Below are 19,381 nucleotides of genomic sequence, written 5' to 3'. Positions count from 1 at the left end.
GAAACCGGGCCGCTGCAAGGCGGCCCAACGGGAGGAGTGCGCCGAAATGAGCACCAGCACAACGCATATTTCCTTGAACCGCAGCGAGCAGATTCCGGTCGTCGCCGATTGCGACGTCGTGGTTGTGGGCGGCGGCCCGGCCGGTCTGAGCGCAGCCGTGTCGGCAGCCCGCAACGGCTGCTCCGTCACGCTTCTGGAACGCTATCATCACCTCGGTGGCATGGCGTCGGGCGGAATGGTTCTCGTTCTCGACGACATGGTCAATGACGGCAACGAGATTGTCACCACCGGCATCGTCAGCGAGTTCGTCGACCGCATGGCCGCGCAGGATGGCGCCGTCTACCCGCCACCTCAGGAATGCTTGACCAATTGGGAGATGTGGAAGAAATGGTCCCGCTGGGGGTGCATCGACTTTCACAAGACCGGCACTCCGCAGCCGATCATCCATGCCGTTGCCTTCGACCCGGATTGCTGGAAGCGGGTCAGTCTTGATCTCGTGCGCGAGGCCGGAGTGAACCTGCGCCTTCATTCCTGGTTCTCCGAGGCGCTGGTGGAGGATGGCCGCGTGACCGGCGTGATCTGCCAGACCAAGCTTGGCCGTCAGGCAATCCGCGCCAAAATGGTGATCGATGCCAGCGGCGATCTCGACGTCGCGTCCTCGGCCGGCGCGTCGTTCCTGACCGGGCAATATATCGTCACGACGGTGTTCCGCCTGTGCGACGTCGATACCGCCAGGGCGGAAGCCTTCGAATATGAGAACCCCGAGGAATACAAGGCGCTCGACCGCCAGGTGCGCCGGGTCATCGGCGGGGCCTGGGGCATGTGGTGGCTGAAGACGCCCCTGCCGGGCATCGTGTGGTGCAATTGCCCGCATATGCCGGGCTATGACGGGCTGTCGCCGGAGGACATGCTGGCTGCCGAGGTGGAAGGCCGTTCGCGAATGATGAACCTCCTGCCCTTCGTGCGGGCCAACCTGCCGGGCTTCGAGAACGCCAAGATGCTGGGCGCTGCCGAACAGATCGGCGTTCGCCAGACGCGGCTCCTACAGGGCGAGTATGTGGTCACGCGCGACGATGTGCGCTCGCGCCGCCATTTCGCCGACAGCGTATGCCGTGGCCGCGACTACTATACGCCGCTGCGGGCGCTGCTGCCCAAGGGGGTCGATAACCTGATCGTGGCGGGGCGTCACTATTCCGTCGAGAGCGAGGCACAGAAGCTTTCGCGCGAAATCCCGCCCTGCATGGCGCAGGGCGAGGCGGCCGGCGTCGCCGTTGCGGTGGCGCTGGAACAGAATTGCGCGCTGCGCGATGCCGATGTCGCGACCATCCAGAAGCGCATGCGCGCGCAGGGCGCCGATCCGGGCGACGTTCCGTCTGCCAATGCACTCGTTGAAAACGTCGCAGCCGAATGAAGGACACCAACGTGAATACCGATACTCTTCCCCTTTCCGGAGTCCGCATTCTGGACTTCACCCAGGTCATGCTCGGCCCCTGCGCCACGCAGATGCTTGCCGATTTCGGAGCCGACGTCATCAAGATCGAACGGCCCGGCGCCGGCGACCTCTCGCGCCATTTCTTCGACCAGCGGTCGGAGCAGGGCATGAACAACGCCGTCTATTCCTCCCTCAACCGCAACAAGCGGTCGATGGAAATCGATACCAAGTCCCCGATTGGCAAACAGATGGTCTATGATCTCGTGCGCCAGGCCGATGTGGTGGTCGACAATTTCCGCGCCGGCGTCATGGATCGGCTCGGCTTCGGCTATGAGACACTGAAGACGATCAACCCGCGCATCATCTGCGCGTCGGGCACGGGGTTCGGCGAAAAGGGCCCCTATGCCCACAAGGGGGGGCAGGACGTGCTTGCCCAGGCGATGAGCGGCGTCATGGAAAAGACGGCCGACCCGTCCATTCCGCGCTCCATCTATCCCACGACGCTGTGCGATTACACCGCCGGCATGCATCTGGTGCAGGGCGTTCTTGCGGCACTCCTGGCGCGTGAAAAGACGGGCCATGGCCAGAAGGTTTCCGTTTCGCTTTACGATTCCATGATCGCCATGCAGATGCAGGAGGCCGCGCAGTGGAGCAAGCACCGCGAGGTGCTGAACTGGGCCGCCATGCCGCTCACCGGCGTGTTCGACACAACGGACGGGGCTCTGGTCGTGGTCGGGGCATTCAAGGCAAATCCCCTGCGTGACATATGCACAGCGCTCGGTATCGAGGATCTGTCGGGCGAGTATCCCGACCTGGCCAGCCAGCGCGCCAGTAAGCCCTATCTGCAAGGTCGTTTCCGCGAGGTCTTCGCCACCGATACGACCGCTCACTGGATCGCGCGTCTTGAGGAACAGGATTTGCTTTGCGCGCCGGTGCGTGCGCTGGGCGAAGCGCTCGACGATCCGCAGACCGCGATCAACGGCATGTTGCTCGACTTCGATCACCCCGTGCTCGGGCCGCTCAGGGTCATCGGCTCGCCGGTGCATCTGAGTGATGCTCCGCTGGTGCTGCGTCATGCGCCGCCGCGCCTTGGCGAGCACACCCGCGAGGTGATCGATGAATTCGGCCTGCAACAAGCGGCGAGGGCAGCGGAATGAGTGTATGTTTCGACATCGATGGCCATCTGGCGCGGGTAACCATCGACCGGCCGGAGCGCATGAACGCTGTCGACGCCGAGACGGAAAGGGCTCTGGAAGCGATCTGGCAGAAGATCGAAAAGGACGAGCGCATCCGCTGCGTCGTGCTGACCGGGGCGGGAGAGCGCGCCTTTTCGGCGGGCGCCGACCTCAAATCCGGATCCGGGCTTTCCGGGCTCGAATATTGGGCGCGGCAGAATCCGAATGGCTTCGGCGGCATCGCATTGCGTGAGAGCCTGGCGGTGCCGGTCATCGCGCGGGTCAACGGGCTGGCGCTGGGCGGCGGTCTGGAGATGGTGCTGGGCTGCGATATCGTCATCGCTGCCGACACGGCGCGGTTCGGGCTGCCCGAGGCAAAGGTGGGGCGGCTGCCGCTCGATGGCGGCATGGTCGCGCTGCAGCGGCTCGTGCCGCGCAATATCGCTGCCGGGTTGATGTTGACGGGCCGGATGATGAGTGCGGCCGAGGCTGCCGCTTGCGGCCTTGCGAACGCGGTCGTGCCTGCCGAGGCGTTGGATGCGGAAGTGGATGCATGGGTGGCCGACATCCTGGCTTGCGCGCCCCTTTCGACAAAGGCGATCAAGGCGACGCTGCGAAAGACAGCGCACCTTTCGCCTCGTGAGGCGCGCGCGCTCCAGACGCCGGAGCTGACCGCCGCACTTCTGTCGGAAGATCAGGATGAGGGCGTGCGTGCCTTCCGCGAGAAACGGGCTCCCGTCTGGCAGGGAAAGTGAGGTGCAATGCCTCTGATCATCAAGAGCGAATGCATCGACATCAAGGATGGCATCTGCACCACAAGCTGCCCTGTCGACTGCATCTATGAAGGCGAGCGGATGTTTTACATCCACCCGGTGGAATGTATCGAATGCGGCATGTGCGAAAGCATCTGCCCCGTCGATGCGATCCGCTACGCCGACGAGGTGAGCGGGGCGGACGAGGCATTTATCGGCATCAACAATGACGTCTTTTACGATCTGGACGGAAAACTCATTGAACCTGGCGGATGGCGCCGCGGCGACGCACCGATTAAGGATCATCCCGTAGTGCGCGATTTCCCAAGAAGAACAGTCGAGGAAAAAATATCATGAAAGGCATAGTAGCTGCCGTTCCGACACCGGTGGACGAGAATGGCGCGGCCCTGAAGGAGCCCTTTCTGGAACATTGCGATTGGGCGCTGGCCAATGGTTGCGATGCACTGAACGTGCTGGGCACCACCGGTGAAGCCAATTCGCTTGGGGTGGCGCAACGCAAGCAGGTCATGGCCTGGGCGGTGGAGGCGTTCGGCCCCGACAAGCTGATGGTAGGCACCGGGCTGCCGGCGCTGGAGGATACGCTCGACCTGACGCTCACCGCAGCGGAGCTGGGGTATCGGGTGGCTCTCGTTCTGCCGCCATTCTATTACAAGCCGGTAAGCGATGACGGCCTTGTCGCCTGGTATCAGGCACTTGACCAGGCTCTCGGCGACACGCCGATCGAAGTCTATTTCTACAATTTCCCGCAGATGACGGGTGTGCCTATTCCGGTGGACGTGGTTGCACGGTTGGTGCAGGCTAACCCACGCCGCTTTACCGGTATCAAGGATTCCTCAGGCGATCTCGCCTATTGCCGAAAGCTTGTCGAAACCGTGCCGGGCCTGAAGGTCTTCCCCAGTTCCGAAACGGCATTGGCGCAGGCCGACGAAGCGGGCTTCGCGGGATGTATTTCCGCGACGGTGAATGTCAGTGCGCCGCTCTGCGCCAGCCTCATGGTTGAGGGAGACAGGGACGGCCTTGCCGCACGGATCGCCGGGTTGCGATCCGACATCGCGGCGCACCCGCTCGTTCCGGCCGTAAAATATCTGGTCGGCAAGCGCTCCGGCGATGCCGCATGGAGCCGTGTCCTTCCGCCTTTCGCGGCGCTCGGCAATGCTTCGCGTGATGCTCTCGACCGCATCGCCGAAGAGCTTTGAACTGGAGGAACGAGATGGACAAGCACGACAACCTGATCGGCGGTGAGTGGGTCAGCGCCGACGCCTATGGCGAGAACCGCAATCCGTCGAACCGTGACGAGGTGATCGGTCTTTATGCGCAGGGCAGCGCCGCCGACGCGGAAAGGGCGGTGGAGGCGGCGCAGGCCGCGGCTCCCGGCTGGGCTGATGCCACCCCGCAGGCCCGTCATGATCTGCTCGAGGCCGTTGGCCGCAAGCTCGCCGAGCGTTCGCAGGAAATCGGCCGGCTTCTGTCGCGCGAGGAGGGCAAAACGCTCGCCGAGGGCATTGGCGAGACCCTGCGCGCCGCGCAGGTGTTCAAGTTCTTTGCCGGCGAGGCGCTCAGGGTCGCCGGCGACCTGCAGGCTTCGGTACGCCCCGATATCGATGTCGAGGTTACACGCGAGCCGGTCGGCGTGGTCGGCCTGATCACCCCCTGGAATTTCCCGATTGCCATTCCCGCCTGGAAGACGGCACCGGCGCTTGCCTACGGCAATTGCGTCGTTCTCAAGCCCGCCGATCTCACGCCGGGTTGCGCTCATGTGATTGCGCGCCTGCTCGATGAATGCGGCTGTCCACCCGGCGTGTTCAACCTAGTGATGGGCCGCGGCTCGGTGGTGGGCGAAACGCTCGTCACGCATCCCGACATTGATGCCCTCTCATTCACCGGGTCGGTGCCGACCGGCAGCCACATCGCCGAAGTCTGCGGGCGCATGAAGCGCAAAAGCCAGCTGGAGATGGGTGGCAAGAACCCGATGGTCGTGCTCAACGATGCCGATCTCGACGTGGCGGTCGCTGCCTGTCTGAACGGCACGTTCTTCTCCACCGGCCAGCGCTGCACCGCGTCCTCGCGGCTGATCGTCGAAGCGGGCATTCACGATGCGTTCGTGGAAAAACTGGTCGCCGGCATGCGGGCCCTCAAGGTGGGGGATGCGCTAGCTCCCGAAACCCAGATCGGCCCGGTGGTCGATGGCAAGCAGCTTCAGTCCAACCTTTCCTACGTCGAGCTTGCCCGGAAAGAAGGGGCAGAGGTGATCGGCGGCGAACAGCTCGATCTTGCGACGAACGGCTTCTTTCAGGCTCCCGCCCTTTTCCTTGGCACCAACAATTCCATGCGCATAAACCGTGAGGAAATCTTCGGCCCCTGCGGATCGGTGATCAAGGTTGGCGATTTCGACGAGGCGCTGGCCGTGGCAAACGATACGGAATTCGGCCTTTCGGCGGGCATCTGCACGACGAGCCTGAAAGCCGCACGCACCTTCAAGCGGAAATCCCAGGCCGGAATGGTGATGGTGAATCTTCCGACGGCCGGCGTCGATTTTCACGTGCCTTTCGGCGGCCGCAAGGGGTCGTCCTTCGGACCGCGCGAGCAGGGACGCTATGCGGCGGAGTTCTACACTACGGTCAAGACCGCCTACGTCTTCGCAGGATGACGGCGATGATCGACAAGGCATCGGGCAACGAGGGATGGCGCCATCGTTTTCTGGGGCTGTGCGACCAGGTTTCCGGCTGGTCCGAAGATCGCGACTTCAAGGTTGGAGCCGTGGTCGTCGGGCCGGGGCACGAGATCCGCGCGACGGGCTATAATGGCCTGCCGCGCGGGGTTTCGTCCGGCGATGATCGCCGTTTCGACCGGGCGAGCGGCGAAAAGTTCTTCTGGATCGAGCATGCCGAGCGCAACGCCATCTACAATGCGGCGCGGTCCGGCGCCGCATTGGCCGGATGCACGCTCTACGTGAACCGGTTTCCCTGCGCGGATTGCGCGCGCGCTATCATCCAGTCGGGCATTGCCTGTGTCGAATGCCCGCCGAAGCCTGAGAATGACGGCAAGCTCGATCACAGCTTCGATGTATCGGAGATCATGCTTCGCGAGGCGGGTGTCTCCGTATCGGCTCAAGAGCGATAGCGGCGGCGTCAGCTGCCTGAGGCTGCTTTCGTGGCTGCCTTCACCAGGTGTTCGATCAGTGTCGTGGCATCGTCCGGCAGGGTGCCGGATGATGGGTTGAGAAGCAGGCCAAGCGCAGCTTCCACGGCCAGTCCTTCCAGGGCGGGAAGGGTGGCGAGCCAGTGTTCGCCCATGGCAAGCTGAATTTGCTCGGAACGCAATTCGGCTTTCTTGATCAGATTGCGCAGGCCTTCCGTTTCAGCGGCTGGAAAACTGGAAGGCGGTGCTTTCAGGCGCCGGCGCAGATCGCGCAAGGGAAGCACGGTTTCATCGCGCCAGCTCTTCATATCGGATTGCAGTTGCTGCACCTGACCGGCGGTCAGGCGCCGGTGAAGTTTTGCTTCAGCGTAAAGAATGACGATCGCCGCGACGACATCGAGGCCGGCTTCATCCTGCAGGCGCAGGCAGGTTTCCGAAACGCCGGACGCACCGTAGAATTCGAGTGCGAAACGCCAGATTTCACCGTCGAGATCGAGTTGAGGGGGAGCAGCTTCCTGCATGTTTGGCATCCTCCATATATCTCTGGAGCGGTTCAGGCCGTTCCCTGGGCGGGCTTGAAACGGGCAACCAGTGTGTGGGCGTCGCCGGGATAGGTCAGCCGTACGAAGGTGATTGTTTCGGCGGGGCTCCAGGTGCGCCGCTCGATGGACAGGCAGGCGGTGCCTTCCGGCACGTCGAGGTGCCGCGCTATTTCGGGAGAGGCCGCAACAGCCTGAATGCGGTTTTCGGCCGTGCTCCACGGCACTTGTGCGATCAGCCACTGACCCGGCGGCGTTTGCGAAAAGTCGGCTTCCGCCGCCTCGGGCACCGCGCGGGCATTGATACGGCGTTCCTCGACGCAGAAGGGTCTGCGGCCAGCCCGGTGAACCGCAAGCAATTCCATGACCGGTGTTGCCGCAGGCAGGCTCATGAGGCTCTTGTCTTCGGCGTTCGCCTTGCGTTTCCTTTGGGCAAGAAGCTTGTAGGCATAGGGAAGGCCAAGCGAGTTCACCTCGACCTCGATGTCGTGGATCTCCATGACGGCGGATTGTGCATGCGGGCGGCGCACGAAGCTGCCCGCCTTGCGGTGCCGCTCGATCAGACCCGCATTGGCAAGCTGGGTCATGACCTTGTTCACGGTCATGCGGGAACAGCCATACTGTTCCGCCAGTTCCATTTCGAAGGGGAGGCGGAAACCGGGCGCCCATTCGCCAGATACGATGCGCCCTTCGATCTCGCTCAGGATCGTTTGATGGAGGGTTGCTTCCTTGCCGCTGCGGTTCGCCACGTGATCCCGATTCTTCCTCTGCCCAGCATTCACTACGGTATTTTGCAGCCGGGTGGAAAGTCTCGCCCCTGTATGGCAACGGCAAATCTGCCAGCGGTTGGCGCTCAACACCGGCAATAGCCCCTTATCCGGCAAGCGCCTTCATGGCTCGGGAAAACTGCTCCACGATGACTGAACGGTTGCGATGCCGCCCGCCTTCCACTTTCTTGCTACCGCTGACCCAGACGCTATCCACGCCAATGCCCTTCGCGAAGATGAAGTGATCGAGGACGCGTTCCCCAGGCAGATAGTCAACCGACGTGAGATCGAGCGTAATCAGATCGGCGGGATGGCCGGCCGCAATGCCGCTCACGCTTCCCAGTGCCTGTGCGCCACCTGTCGTGGTGCGCTGGAACAGGTTTGTCCCCGTCGATTGACCGGGTTCGGCCACGACATTGCGCGCGCGGCGCAAGAGCCGTTGCGAATATTCCAGCGTTCTCAGTTCCTCGGTCAGCGAGATCAGGATGTTGCTGTCTGAGCCGACGCCGAATGCGCCGCCGGCTTCCAGAAATGCGGGGGCCGGGAACACCCCGTCGCCCAGATTGGCTTCGGTGATAGGGCAAAGGCCGGCGATGGCGCCGCTGCGCGCCATGCGGGTGGTCTCGGCATCGGTCATGTGCGTGGCATGGATCAGGCACCAGCGTGCGTCGGGAGCGGCATGCTCGAACAGCCATTCCACCGGTCGCAATCCCGACCATTCCACACAGTCCTCCACCTCCTTCACTTGCTCGGCGACATGAATGTGGATCGGCCCTCCCTGGGCAAGCGGCAGCACCTCGCCAAGCTCTTGCGCAGTTACGGCGCGCAGGCTGTGCGGCGCAACGCCAAGCACGCCGCCGGGAAGTGCTGCAACGATAGTGCGCGCACGTCCCATGAGCGTTTCGAAGGCATCGACCGTGTGAATGAAGCGTCGCTGGCCGTCAGCGGGTTCTGCTCCTCCAAACCCGGAATGCGCATAGAAAACGGGAAGAAGGGTCAGTGCGATACCCGTTTGGGCGCTTGCTGCGCCTATGCGTTCGGCCATCTCGGCAGGGTCGGCATAGGAGCTGCCGTCCCTGTCGTGATGGAGATAATGAAATTCGCCGACGCGGCAAAAACCTGCTTCGAGCATCTCCATGTAAAGATGGGCGGCGACAGCCTCGACCTGGTCCGGCGCCATCGACAGGGCGATGCGATACATCTCCGTGCGCCAGCTCCAGAAACTGTCTGCGCCGGGCCCGCGCCGTTCGGCAAGACCGGCCATGGCGTGTTGAAACGCATGGCTGTGCAGATTGGCCATGGCGGGCAGCAGGAAGCGGTGACGCTCATCGCCGGGCTGCGGTGCTGCGTCCCGTTCCACGCTTTCGATGCCAGTCGCGGAAAAGACGACGCGAACCTTATGGGCAAGGCCGTCCGGCAGAAGGGCATTTTCGGCATGGATCACTGTCATTGCGGCCTCCCGGCTAATTCATCGGACTTTTGGCTTGCGCCATTTTTGATTAAGTATATACATAATAGCAATACGACGCTGAAGCAACACCTGTCTCGGAGGAGTGACGATGGCGAAAGGCGATTGCATCTGGAGCAATGCGCGGCTAGCAACGCTGGACCCGCGCCTTGCCGGATTGGGCGTCGTGGAAAAGGCCGCTGTCGCGGTGCGCGATGGCCGCATCCTGTTTGCCGGGCCAATGGCGGAGCTGCCGTCCGAAACGCTGGCGGGGGCGGAAACCATCGATTGCGAGGGGCGCTGGATCACGCCGGGCCTGATCGATTGCCACACGCATCTGGTTCATGCAGGCAATCGGGCACGCGAATTCGAGATGCGGCTTGCCGGCGCTTCCTATGAGGAGATTGCACGGGCGGGCGGCGGCATCGTTTCCTCGGTGTCCAATGTCCGCGCGGCAAGCGAGGCCGATCTGGTGCGCGAAAGCCTGCCGCGTCTCGATACGCTGCTTTCCGAAGGCGCAACCACCGTCGAAATCAAGTCTGGCTACGGATTGACCGTCGAGGACGAGCTCAAGATGCTGCGTGCGGCCCGCACACTCGGTTCGGTGCGCGATGTGGCGATTGCCGCCACCTATCTCGGCGCCCACGCAACGCCGGTTGAATACAAGGGACGCAACGACGCGTTCCTGCGCGAGGTGGTTTTGCCGGGACTTGAGGCCGCGCATTCGGAAGGCCTTGTCGATGCGGTGGATGGTTTTTGCGAGGGCATCGCGTTTTCGCCCGATGAGATGCGGCTTGTCTTCGATAAGGCGCGGGCGCTCGATCTTCCGGTGAAACTGCACGCCGACCAGCTTTCCAACCTGCATGGCGCGGAACTCGCTGCCGGCTACAAGGCGATGTCGGCGGATCATCTCGAATATGCGGACGAGGCGGCGGCGGCCTCCATGGCGAATTCCGGTACCGTCGCGGTGCTTTTGCCCGGCGCCTTCTACTTCATTCGCGAAACCAGAAAGCCGCCGGTCGATCTTTTCCGCAAGCACGGGACCCATATCGCCCTGGCGACCGACTGCAATCCGGGCACGTCGCCGCTGACCTCATTGCTGCTCACCATGAATATGGGCGCGACCCTCTTCGGCCTTACGGTCGAGGAATGCATTGCCGGCGTTACCCGCGAGGCGGCGCGCGCCCTTGGGAAGCTTAACGAGATAGGCACTCTGGAAGCGGGCAAGGCAGCGGACCTTGCAGTCTGGAATATCTCCGAACCCGCCGAACTGGTTTACCGCATCGGCTTCAATCCCCTGCATGCGCGTATCCGCGCTGGCCGTGACGCCACCCTGTAACCGAGAAGAGCAACATGACCATCACGCTTCACCCCGGCACCGTCCCCCTTGCAGATCTGGCTTCCATCTACTGGTCCGGCGAGAACGCGGTCCTCGACCGCGGTTTCGATACCCAGATTGAGAAGGCGGCGGCTCGCATCGCCGCCATCGCTGCGGGCAACGAGCCGGTTTACGGCGTCAATACGGGCTTCGGAAAACTGGCTTCGATCAAGATCGATGCAGCCGATACCGCAACCTTGCAACGCAATCTGATCCTGTCGCATTGCTGCGGCGTCGGTGCGGCGCTGCCCGAGAACATCGTGCGGCTGATCATGGCGCTGAAGCTCATCTCCCTTGGGCGGGGAGCTTCGGGTGTGCGCCTCGATCTGGTGCGCCTCATCGAGGGAATGCTGGAAAGGCGGGTGACACCGCTGATCCCTGAAAAGGGGTCTGTCGGCGCATCGGGCGATCTGGCCCCGCTCGCTCATCTCGCTGCCGTGATGATGGGCGAGGGTGAAGCCTTTTTCGAAGGCGAGCGCCTTTCAGGAAGTGCTGCGCTTGAGCGCGCCGGTCTTGCACCGGTCGTGCTTGCCGCTAAGGAAGGTCTTGCGCTTATCAACGGTACGCAGGCTTCGACGGCCCTGGCGTTGGCCGGTCTGTTCCGCGCCCATCGGGCTGCCCAGGCGGCGTTGATCACAGGCGCCTTGTCGACGGATGCAGCGATGGGTTCATCCGCTCCATTTACCGCCGACATACACACGCTACGCGGTCATCGCGGCCAGATCGACACGGCGGCAGCGCTACGCGCATTGCTCGATGGGTCGGCAATCCGCCAGAGCCATCTCGACGGCGATGAGCGTGTGCAGGACCCCTATTGCATCCGTTGCCAGCCGCAGGTCGATGGCGCCTGCCTCGACCTGTTGCGCCAGGCTGGGCGCACCTTGGAGATCGAGGCCAATGCGGTCACCGACAATCCGCTGGTCCTGTCCGACGAGAGCGTGGTTTCGGGTGGGAATTTCCACGCCGAACCGGTTGCATTCGCCGCCGACCAGATCGCCATCGCCATCTGCGAGATCGGGGCTATCGCCCAGCGCCGCATCGCGCTTCTGGTCGATCCGGCGCTCTCCTACGGCCTGCCCCCGTTCCTTGCCCGCAAACCAGGGTTGAATTCGGGCCTCATGATCGCTGAGGTCACCTCAGCCGCGCTGATGAGCGAGAATAAGCAGATGTCTCATCCGGCCTCGGTGGATTCCACGCCGACATCCGCCAATCAGGAAGATCATGTGTCCATGGCCTGCCATGGCGCGCGCCGCTTGTTGCAGATGACGGAAAACCTGTTCGCCATCATCGGCATCGAGGCGCTTGCCGGCGTGCAGGGCGTGGAATTGCGCGCGCCACTGACCACCAGTCCCCTGTTGCAGAAGGCCGCCGCCTGCCTGCGCGAAGCCGTTCCCGGCCTCGATGAAGACCGTTATATGGCTCCCGATCTGGCCGCTGCCACCGGTCTCGTGGCTGCAGGGGCGCTAACCGCCAGCATCGGACCGGACCTTCTGCCCGCGCTGGAGGATTGAGATGGACGGCGTTTTTGCAGTCTCCCGCGGTTCTTCACCCGTCATTCTCAGTTTTCCTCACACCAGCGTCGAGGTTCCACCGGAGATCTGGGAGAGGCTGAACGACAATGGACGGCTTCTGGCCGATACGGACTGGCATCTGCACCGGCTTTACGAAGGCCTTCTCCCGGATGCGACCACGGTGCGGGCGGGTTTCCATCGTTATGTGGTCGATGCCAATCGCGACCCGGCGGGCGTGAGCCTCTATCCCGGCCAGAACACCACGACACTGGTGCCGATGACCGATTTCGACGGGAACGCTATCTGGAAGGACTGTCAGGCGCCGGATGAAGCCGAGATAATGGCCCGCCGCGATGCCTTTCACCGCCCCTATCACGAGGCGCTGGCGGCGGAGATAGAGCGGGTCCGGGCGATCCATGGCATTGCCGTGCTCTACGATTGCCATTCGATCCGCTCATTGATCCCGTTTCTGTTCGAAGGCCGCCTGCCGGATTTCAACATCGGCACCGATGGCGGCGTCACCTGCGATCCAGCGCTCGAAGCTGTCGTGGTCTCAGCGGCAGAACAGGCTGAGGGATACACTCATGTGCTGAACGGCCGTTTTCGCGGCGGCTGGACGACCCGTCATTACGGGCATCCGCAAGAGAATGTGCACGCCATCCAGATGGAGCTCGCGCAGGTCAACTACCTCGCCAGCGAAACCGTGCCCTTCGACTACGACCCTGCCGGCGCCGAGCGGCTGCGCGCGCCGTTGAAAACTCTTCTCGAACGCGTCGAACGGACCGCGTTGGAACTGAAACGCCAAGAGGACTGACACCATGAGCAATCCCCGTCACAATGCCCGTCACAATGAACGCGAAGTCCGCGCGCCGCGCGGCAATGAGCTCAATGCAAAGAGCTGGATGACCGAAGCGCCGCTGCGCATGCTCATGAACAATCTCGACCCGGATGTCGCCGAACGCCCGCATGAGCTGGTTGTCTATGGTGGCATCGGGCGCGCCGCGCGCACCTGGGACGATTTCGATCGTATCCTGGCGACGCTCAAGACGTTGAGCGAGGAGGAAACGCTGCTTGTCCAGTCGGGCAAGCCGGTCGGCGTTTTCCGCACTCATAAGGATGCGCCGCGTGTGCTCATCGCGAACTCGAACCTGGTGCCGCATTGGGCGAACTGGGACCATTTCAACGAACTCGACAGGAAGGGCCTGGCCATGTACGGCCAGATGACCGCCGGTTCGTGGATCTATATTGGCGCGCAAGGCATCGTGCAGGGCACCTACGAGACCTTCGTGGAAGCTGGCCGCCAGCATTTCGGTGGCAACCTCAAGGGCAAATGGATATTGACCGGCGGTCTGGGCGGCATGGGCGGCGCGCAACCGCTCGCGGCGGTGATGGCGGGGGCCTGCTGCCTTGCCGTGGAATGCGACGAGACCCGCGCCGATTTTCGCCTGCGCACGCGTTACGTCGATGAGAAGACCGACAGTCTGGACGAGGCGCTCGCGCGGATCGATGCCTGGACAAAAGCCGGCGAGGCGAAGTCCATCGCGCTGATCGGCAATGCCGCTGAGATATTTCCCGAACTGGTCAAGCGGGGCGTAAAGCCCGATATGGTCACGGACCAGACCTCCGCGCATGATCCGGTGCACGGCTACCTGCCGCTTGGCTGGACGGTCGCCGAATGGCGCGCCCGGCAGGAAAGCGATCCCAAGGGTGTCGAGAAGGCTGCCCGCGCCTCGATGAAGGTGCATGTGCAGGCCATGGTCGATTTCTGGAACATGGGCATTCCCACCCTCGACTACGGCAACAACATCCGACAGATGGCCAAGGAAGAAGGGCTGGAGAATGCCTTCGCCTTTCCGGGATTCGTGCCGGCCTATATCCGTCCGCTGTTCTGCCGGGGTGTCGGCCCCTTCCGCTGGGCGGCCCTGTCGGGCGACCCGGAGGATATCTACAAGACCGACGCCAAGGTGAAGGAACTTTTGCCCGACAACGCCCATCTGCACAACTGGCTCGACATGGCGCGAGAGCGCATCGAATTCCAGGGCCTGCCGGCACGCATCTGCTGGGTCGGTCTCGGCGACCGGCACCGTCTCGGTCTCGCCTTCAACGAGATGGTGAGGAGCGGGGAGTTGAAGGCCCCCATCGTGATCGGGCGCGATCATCTCGATTCCGGCTCCGTCGCCTCGCCGAACCGTGAGACGGAAGCCATGAAGGACGGCTCCGACGCCGTGTCCGACTGGCCGCTGCTCAACGCCCTCCTGAACACGGCTTCCGGGGCAACCTGGGTGTCGCTGCACCATGGCGGCGGCGTCGGCATGGGGTTCAGCCAGCATGCCGGCATGGTGATCTGCTGCGATGGAACGGATGACGCCGCGCGGCGTATCGAGCGTGTGTTGTGGAATGATCCCGCAACCGGTGTCATGCGCCACGCGGATGCAGGCTACGACATCGCGCTCGACTGGGCCCGTAAACAGGGCCTGCGTCTGCCGGCGATCCTCGGCAACTGAGTGTCGTCATGAGAATCGTGCGCCGGAGCGACTACAAGCGCATGGCCTGGAAGAACGGGCAGGGCCTCACCGAAGAGGTGGCGGCCTTCCCGCCAGGCAGCGACGTCGGCAGTTTCGAATGGCGGCTATCCATCGCCCATGTCGAGGCCGACGGTGCCTTTTCCGAGTTCGCCGGCATCGACCGCACGATAGCGCTTCTGGATGGGTCGGGACTGGCGCTCGACCTGCCGGACGGGAGCACGGTCAAGCTCTTTCCCGGTGGTGCGCCCTTTCCCTTTCCAGGCGAATGGAAGATTTCCAGCCGCAATGCCGGAGGGGCAACCATCGACCTCAACATCATGACGCGTCGCGGGGTCTGCGCGCACCGGATGGAACGGCGGTCATTGCCAACGGGGGCGGTCTTCGCGGCCACGGGCAGCGGCTGGGCGGTGTTCAACACGCCTGCTCAAATCGAGGCTGGAGGGGAACCCCTGACAATCGACCGTTTCGATGCGCTGTCGCTCGAAAACGGTGAGGAATTTACCAGCCGCACCGATCCGATGGAATTCCTGTTCGTGAGATTGAAGACGCCGCCGGGTTGCCCTGCGGTTTGAGTATATCTTCCCGCATGACAGTCACTCTCCTCTCAGTAAAGGTCGGCGATCTCGCCGAGAGTGACGGGCCGAAGGGGAGGCCGAACGGTCAGATATCCAGCCTCTTCCATGGTGAGGTTTCTGCTTGCGGCTGCAAGGCTCGTAAGGGTCATGCCGCACGTGCGCCCCTGGCAAGGTCCCATGCCGCAGCGCAGGAATGCCTTCACCTGGTTCGGACCGGCACTGTCGGCCATCAGTGCCGCGCGGATTTCACCGCACGTCACTTCTTCGCAGCGGCAGGCGACAACCTCGTCGGCGGGAGAGAGCAGGGCGTCTTGCGGGCGGTATAACGCGTCTAGCAGAGGCCGGGCGGAGAGATGCGCTCGGCGCGTGCGCCGGGTGGTCTCGCGCAGCAGCGGGTCGACGGAGCGGCCGAGCTCCTCGAGAATGGACAGAGCCGCAAGGCGCCCTTCCAGCAATGCGACCGTCGCGCCGCCGATACCGCCCGCATCCCCCGCAACAAACACCCGCTCGATCGAGCTTTGCAGGCGGTTGTCGCGTCTGGGATGAAAGGCGGCGCCTTCCCGCGACCAGTCCATGTGGCAGCCCATCGAGCGGACCATATGGGTTTCGGGTATGACACCCTCATGCAGGCCCACATGGCTGGCATAAAGGCTGTGGAGCGCGCCGTTGCGGCGAAACCGGACCCGCAATCCATCCGCATCGCGCTCGATACGGAGATCCTGCGGGCAGGCATGGAAGCGGATGCCGGCCCGACGAAGCTTCCACAGGAGTTTAAGCCCCTTGGCCAGATAGGCGGGGCCGCGACCCGTCAGCGCCGCGGGGAGAGAGGGCAGTGCGGCGAACAGTGCACCGTTCGCCGCGGTGTCCAGAAGCGTCAGGTCGCGTTTGCCTGCCGCCAGACACTGCGCGGCATAAAGATAGAAGAGCGGTCCGGTCCCGATCAGAACGAGTTCGCCGTCGGGCAGAAGGCCCTCGCGTTTGAGCAGGATTTGCAGACCGCCGATTGTTGTCACGCCGGGCAGTGTCCATCCCGGTCGCGGCACGGGGCGCTCCATCGCCCCGGTGGCGATCAGGAGATGGCGCGCCTGCTCCTGACGAATACCCTCGTTGTCCCTTAGCCAGACGGTTCCGTCCGGTTCGGCGCGCCAGACACTGGTTTCAAAGGCGAGATGCGCGCCGCTGGCACGCAACCGGGCGGCTTCTGCCTTGCCGGCGAGATAATCCGGGCCCAGAAGAAGCGCGCGGCTATCGGGCACGGTCTCGATACCGCGCCAGATCTGGCCACCCGGTCCGGGCGCTTCGTCGACCACCAGAACCCGTGCGCCGTTCTCGGCGAGAACGGACCCTCCGCCGATCCCCGCCGGCCCGGCGCCGATGACGATAGCATCCCACGCGGTCATGCCTGTTCTCCCGCGGCGTCAAGCCGTGCACCGTCTTGGCGTTCGGTCTTCATTCCGGGCCTTGCTGCGGTCATGCATGCCCTCTGGTTGTCGCTGCCGTCGACACGCAGCAGGCATTCGTAGCAAATTCCCATGAGGCACCAGGGGCCTCGTTCGCTGCCAGAGACCGGGGTCCTGCGGAAATGCACGACCCCCGCCGCCATAAGCGCGCCCGCCAGGGACTGGCCCGGACGAAAGGGGATCGCACGGCCCTCGAACATGAATTCTCCGGCATCGGCTCGGGAAAGGTCGTCGTCAAGCTGTCTGAAGGGCAAAGCGCTTACTCCGCATGGAACGAGGGGCCGGACCGAGGTGGCCTTCCGCCAGCGCTGGGCCCAGCTCGAGCCCATGCAGGCTGGCCAACGTGACCCCGCTATGGCAGGTGACGACAAAGGCGCCGGGAGCATCCGGGGCCTCGTCATAGATCGGCAGGCCGTCGGCGCTCATGATCCGCAGCGCGCCCCATGCCCGCACCAACCGGGCGGCGCGCAAGGCGGGAAAGAGCCGGGTTCCCGCCCGGCAAAGCCCGGAAACGGTCTCCATGTCCGTGCCGGTGGAAAAGCCCGCATCTTCATGGGAACTGCCGAGCAGCACCGTTCCTTCCCGTGTCTGCCTTATCATGTTGGTGGGGTGCCGGAGGAAGGGTGCGATGCGGTCCGTCACGACGATCTGGCCGCGTTCGGGCCGAAGCCCGAGCTCCAGCCCCAGCTGCGCGGCCAGCCGGTTGGCACCGAGGCCGGCGGCGATGGCCAGATGCCGCCCGGAGAATTCCGTGCCATCGGCGCTTTTGACAATGAAGCCTGCATCCCGGTTGCGGCGAACCTGTTCAGCAGTGAAATCCACGACGATCCTGCCGCCATGCTTTCGAAACCCGTTCTGCAAGGCGCGAAGGGTCAAGAGAGGACTCACCTCACCGTCGAGGTCGGAAATCGATGCGCCACAGACTTCGGGCCCGATTCCAGGCGCAATTTCGCTGAGGGCTTCCCGATCAAGAAGCTCTATCCGGATGGCTGCTCCCTCTTCGCGCGACCGGGCGATGAGGTGGCGGCGCGCTTCCATTTCCTTCTCGGAGAGACAGAAATGCAATCCGCCTCCGCCGCGCCAGCCCGTATCGATGCCGGTCTCTTCATAGAGGGTTGCGGAGAATTCGGGCCAAAGCTGCCCCGCTTTTATGGACCAATGCATGTAGTCGGGGTGGCCAAGCCCCTTTCCCTGCAGCCAGACAAGACCGAAATTGCCGCGCGAGGCGCGGTAGGCGACGTCACCCTCATCGAGCAGGGTAACCCGCGCGCCCTTGCGCTGGGCGCCCCAGGCGAGGGCAGAGCCGATCAATCCCCCACCGATGACGATCAGGTCGCTGTCGGGTGTCATCGGGGATAGTCCGGGGGTACCAATGACAGGTGTATCCAGTGAACCAGGGTGACGATGTCATAAACGGGTAGGCCGAAGTGGCGGGAAACTGCGGCCGAGTAGGGCGGCAGGTTTGCGCATTCGAAAACGAGCGCGCCTACATTTTCATGGTCGGCAAGCAGTTCCGCCACCGTGGAGATCACCTCGGCTTCTTGCGCAGCGGCGTCCACCTCGGTTGCGTGCTCACGCATATTGCTCAGAAGCACTCCGTTCATGGGCAGAGCAGCCATCGGCAGCCCGGCTGTCGCACCGACCCCGTGAAAGTGACGTTCGCTCAGCGCCTGCGGGTCGGAAACGATCAGGCCCGGCTTCTTTCCAGCGGGCAGGATGCGTTGCACCATCGGAATTTGCAGGAGAGCGGAGGAGAGAAAAGGCACCGGTGAATGACGGACAAGCTCATCCTGCACGGCAGCGAGAAACCCGCAGCTCGTCGTGATTGCGGTGCAGCCGAGGGTGACGAGCTCGTCAATCGCCGTGCGAAACGCTTTCAGCGAATGACGTGGGTCGCCTTCGATGACATCGGCCGGGCGCACGCCGCGCACCACCTTGAACTGCACAGGAAAGGGCCATGTATCGGCATGGGCTATGTCGCCGGGCAGGCGCCTGAAGCCGGTGTCGAGCACGATGATGCCGATCATGGTGCCGTGTATCGCGCGGGGCGGGGTGGCGGGCGGTGTCATGCGGTTTCTCCGGCAAGGCTGTCCTTCAGCCCGTTCCATCGGCGAATAGCGCCTGTATCGATATCGAAGAGATCGAGAGCGCGGGCCGTTGAATGGGTGATCATCTCGTCAATGCTCTTTGGCCTGGCATAAAGTGCTGGAACCGGCGGCATGAGGATAGCACCCATGCGGGTAAGCGCCGCCATGGTTTCGATATGTCCCAGATGGAGGGGCGTTTCACGCAGCATGAGAACGAGGCGACGCCGCTCCTTCAGCGCCACGTCCGCTGCCCGGCTCATCAAGGTCGAGGTGACGCCGGTTGCGATCTCGGACATGGTCTTTACCGAACAGGGCGCAATCAGCATGCCCATGGTCCGGAAGGACCCGCTGGCGATGGTGGCACCGATGTCGGCGGGCGAATGGACAACGTCGGCGCGTTTCTCGATATCGGTCTTCTGCAGGTTGAGTTCCTGCTTGAGCGTGAGCAGCGCCGAGCGGCTCACCACCAGATGCGTTTCCACATCCGCCGCCTTTGCGAGGTCGAGCGCGCGCAGCCCGTAGGCCGCGCCGGAAGCGCCCGAGATGCCGACGATCAGCCGCCGCTTGCCCATGG

The 19,381-nt window shown here is 63.5% G+C and carries 20 protein-coding genes; 12 read left to right on the top strand and 8 right to left on the bottom strand.

What is annotated here, in order from left to right; all coding sequences use genetic code 11:
• Positions 1-46: 46 nt before the first annotated feature.
• From NA8A_RS07240 to NA8A_RS07210, 7 genes are read left to right on the top strand one after another with little or no spacing between them, the layout of a single operon-like run.
• Positions 47-1,411 (top strand): FAD-dependent oxidoreductase, encoded by a 1,365-nt coding sequence (locus tag NA8A_RS07240; RefSeq protein ID WP_009756256.1) that lies wholly within the window; start codon positions 47-49, stop codon positions 1,409-1,411.
• Entirely contained in the window at positions 1,408-2,589 is a 1,182-nt protein-coding gene (locus NA8A_RS07235) for a CaiB/BaiF CoA transferase family protein (protein ID WP_009756255.1), read from the top strand. Before NA8A_RS07240 ends, NA8A_RS07235 begins: the two co-directional genes overlap by 4 nt.
• Positions 2,586-3,362, top strand: a complete 777-nt coding sequence (locus NA8A_RS07230) for an enoyl-CoA hydratase-related protein (RefSeq protein ID WP_009756254.1) — start codon at positions 2,586-2,588, stop codon at positions 3,360-3,362. The genes NA8A_RS07235 and NA8A_RS07230 overlap by 4 nt, the downstream gene beginning before the upstream one ends.
• Before the next feature lie 6 nt (positions 3,363-3,368).
• Positions 3,369-3,716 (top strand): 4Fe-4S dicluster domain-containing protein, encoded by a 348-nt coding sequence (locus NA8A_RS07225; RefSeq protein ID WP_009756253.1) that lies wholly within the window; start codon positions 3,369-3,371, stop codon positions 3,714-3,716.
• The gene (locus tag NA8A_RS07220) at positions 3,713-4,576 is read left to right on the top strand and encodes a dihydrodipicolinate synthase family protein (protein WP_009756252.1); all 864 of its coding nucleotides are present in this window, start codon (positions 3,713-3,715) and stop codon (positions 4,574-4,576) included. Before NA8A_RS07225 ends, NA8A_RS07220 begins: the two co-directional genes overlap by 4 nt.
• A gap of 14 nt (positions 4,577-4,590) precedes the next feature.
• Positions 4,591-6,027: an aldehyde dehydrogenase family protein gene (locus NA8A_RS07215; RefSeq protein ID WP_009756251.1), complete on the top strand. Its 1,437-nt coding sequence runs from the start codon at positions 4,591-4,593 to the stop codon at positions 6,025-6,027.
• A gap of 5 nt (positions 6,028-6,032) precedes the next feature.
• Positions 6,033-6,500 (top strand): deoxycytidylate deaminase, encoded by a 468-nt coding sequence (locus NA8A_RS07210; protein ID WP_009756250.1) that lies wholly within the window; start codon positions 6,033-6,035, stop codon positions 6,498-6,500.
• 8 nt (positions 6,501-6,508) lie between these two features.
• Here the strand turns inward: NA8A_RS07210 and NA8A_RS07205 are convergent, their stop codons facing one another.
• The 3 genes from NA8A_RS07205 to NA8A_RS07195 form a co-directional block, all read right to left on the bottom strand.
• Positions 6,509-7,039 carry a TIGR02444 family protein gene (locus tag NA8A_RS07205; RefSeq protein ID WP_009756249.1) on the bottom strand — a complete coding sequence of 177 codons (531 nt, stop codon included), beginning with the start codon at positions 7,037-7,039 and terminating at the stop codon, positions 6,509-6,511.
• 32 nt (positions 7,040-7,071) lie between these two features.
• A complete protein-coding gene (gene hutC / locus NA8A_RS07200) occupies positions 7,072-7,806 on the bottom strand; it encodes a histidine utilization repressor (RefSeq protein WP_009756248.1) in 735 nt (244 codons plus the stop codon).
• A gap of 124 nt (positions 7,807-7,930) precedes the next feature.
• Entirely contained in the window at positions 7,931-9,274 is a 1,344-nt protein-coding gene (locus NA8A_RS07195; protein WP_009756247.1) for a formimidoylglutamate deiminase, read from the bottom strand.
• Positions 9,275-9,383: 109 nt separating this feature from the next.
• Between NA8A_RS07195 and hutI the strand changes: the two genes are divergently transcribed.
• Genes hutI through NA8A_RS24300 form a run of 5 tightly spaced genes read left to right on the top strand, consistent with a single transcriptional unit; the run spans position 9,384 to position 15,257 of the window.
• Positions 9,384-10,610, top strand: a complete 1,227-nt coding sequence (gene hutI, locus NA8A_RS07190; RefSeq protein ID WP_009756246.1) for an imidazolonepropionase — start codon at positions 9,384-9,386, stop codon at positions 10,608-10,610.
• Between the two features lie 14 nt (positions 10,611-10,624).
• The gene (gene hutH, locus NA8A_RS07185; RefSeq protein WP_009756245.1) at positions 10,625-12,160 is read left to right on the top strand and encodes a histidine ammonia-lyase; all 1,536 of its coding nucleotides are present in this window, start codon (positions 10,625-10,627) and stop codon (positions 12,158-12,160) included.
• Between the two features lies 1 nt (position 12,161).
• On the top strand, positions 12,162-12,974 hold the full coding sequence (gene hutG / locus NA8A_RS07180; protein ID WP_009756244.1) for an N-formylglutamate deformylase: 813 nt from the start codon (positions 12,162-12,164) through the stop codon (positions 12,972-12,974).
• A gap of 4 nt (positions 12,975-12,978) precedes the next feature.
• A complete protein-coding gene (gene hutU, locus NA8A_RS07175; protein WP_009756243.1) occupies positions 12,979-14,664 on the top strand; it encodes a urocanate hydratase in 1,686 nt (561 codons plus the stop codon).
• Between the two features lie 8 nt (positions 14,665-14,672).
• On the top strand, positions 14,673-15,257 hold the full coding sequence (locus NA8A_RS24300; RefSeq protein ID WP_009756242.1) for a HutD/Ves family protein: 585 nt from the start codon (positions 14,673-14,675) through the stop codon (positions 15,255-15,257).
• A gap of 32 nt (positions 15,258-15,289) precedes the next feature.
• On the opposite strand, the gene NA8A_RS07165 is transcribed toward NA8A_RS24300, so the two are convergent.
• Genes NA8A_RS07165 through NA8A_RS07145 form a run of 5 tightly spaced genes read right to left on the bottom strand, consistent with a single transcriptional unit; the run spans position 15,290 to position 19,379 of the window.
• Complete coding sequence (locus tag NA8A_RS07165) at positions 15,290-16,660, bottom strand: FAD/NAD(P)-dependent oxidoreductase (protein WP_009756241.1); 1,371 nt, start codon at positions 16,658-16,660, stop codon at positions 15,290-15,292.
• Positions 16,657-16,974 carry a (2Fe-2S)-binding protein gene (locus tag NA8A_RS07160; protein ID WP_040672023.1) on the bottom strand — a complete coding sequence of 106 codons (318 nt, stop codon included), beginning with the start codon at positions 16,972-16,974 and terminating at the stop codon, positions 16,657-16,659. The genes NA8A_RS07165 and NA8A_RS07160 overlap by 4 nt, the downstream gene beginning before the upstream one ends.
• The gene (locus tag NA8A_RS07155; protein WP_009756239.1) at positions 16,955-18,070 is read right to left on the bottom strand and encodes an NAD(P)/FAD-dependent oxidoreductase; all 1,116 of its coding nucleotides are present in this window, start codon (positions 18,068-18,070) and stop codon (positions 16,955-16,957) included. Before NA8A_RS07155 ends, NA8A_RS07160 begins: the two co-directional genes overlap by 20 nt.
• Positions 18,067-18,789: an aspartate/glutamate racemase family protein gene (locus tag NA8A_RS07150; protein ID WP_009756238.1), complete on the bottom strand. Its 723-nt coding sequence runs from the start codon at positions 18,787-18,789 to the stop codon at positions 18,067-18,069. Before NA8A_RS07150 ends, NA8A_RS07155 begins: the two co-directional genes overlap by 4 nt.
• Positions 18,786-19,379, bottom strand: coding sequence for a UbiX family flavin prenyltransferase (locus NA8A_RS07145; RefSeq protein WP_009756237.1), 594 nt, complete (start codon positions 19,377-19,379; stop codon positions 18,786-18,788). Before NA8A_RS07145 ends, NA8A_RS07150 begins: the two co-directional genes overlap by 4 nt.
• Positions 19,380-19,381: the final 2 nt, after the last annotated feature.

The sequence above is a fragment of the Nitratireductor indicus C115 genome (assembly GCF_000300515.1).
Taxonomy (GTDB): domain Bacteria; phylum Pseudomonadota; class Alphaproteobacteria; order Rhizobiales; family Rhizobiaceae; genus Nitratireductor; species Nitratireductor indicus.
The sequence above is the reverse complement of the archived record's forward strand: the minus strand, read 5'-3'. Positions and strand labels throughout refer to the sequence as shown.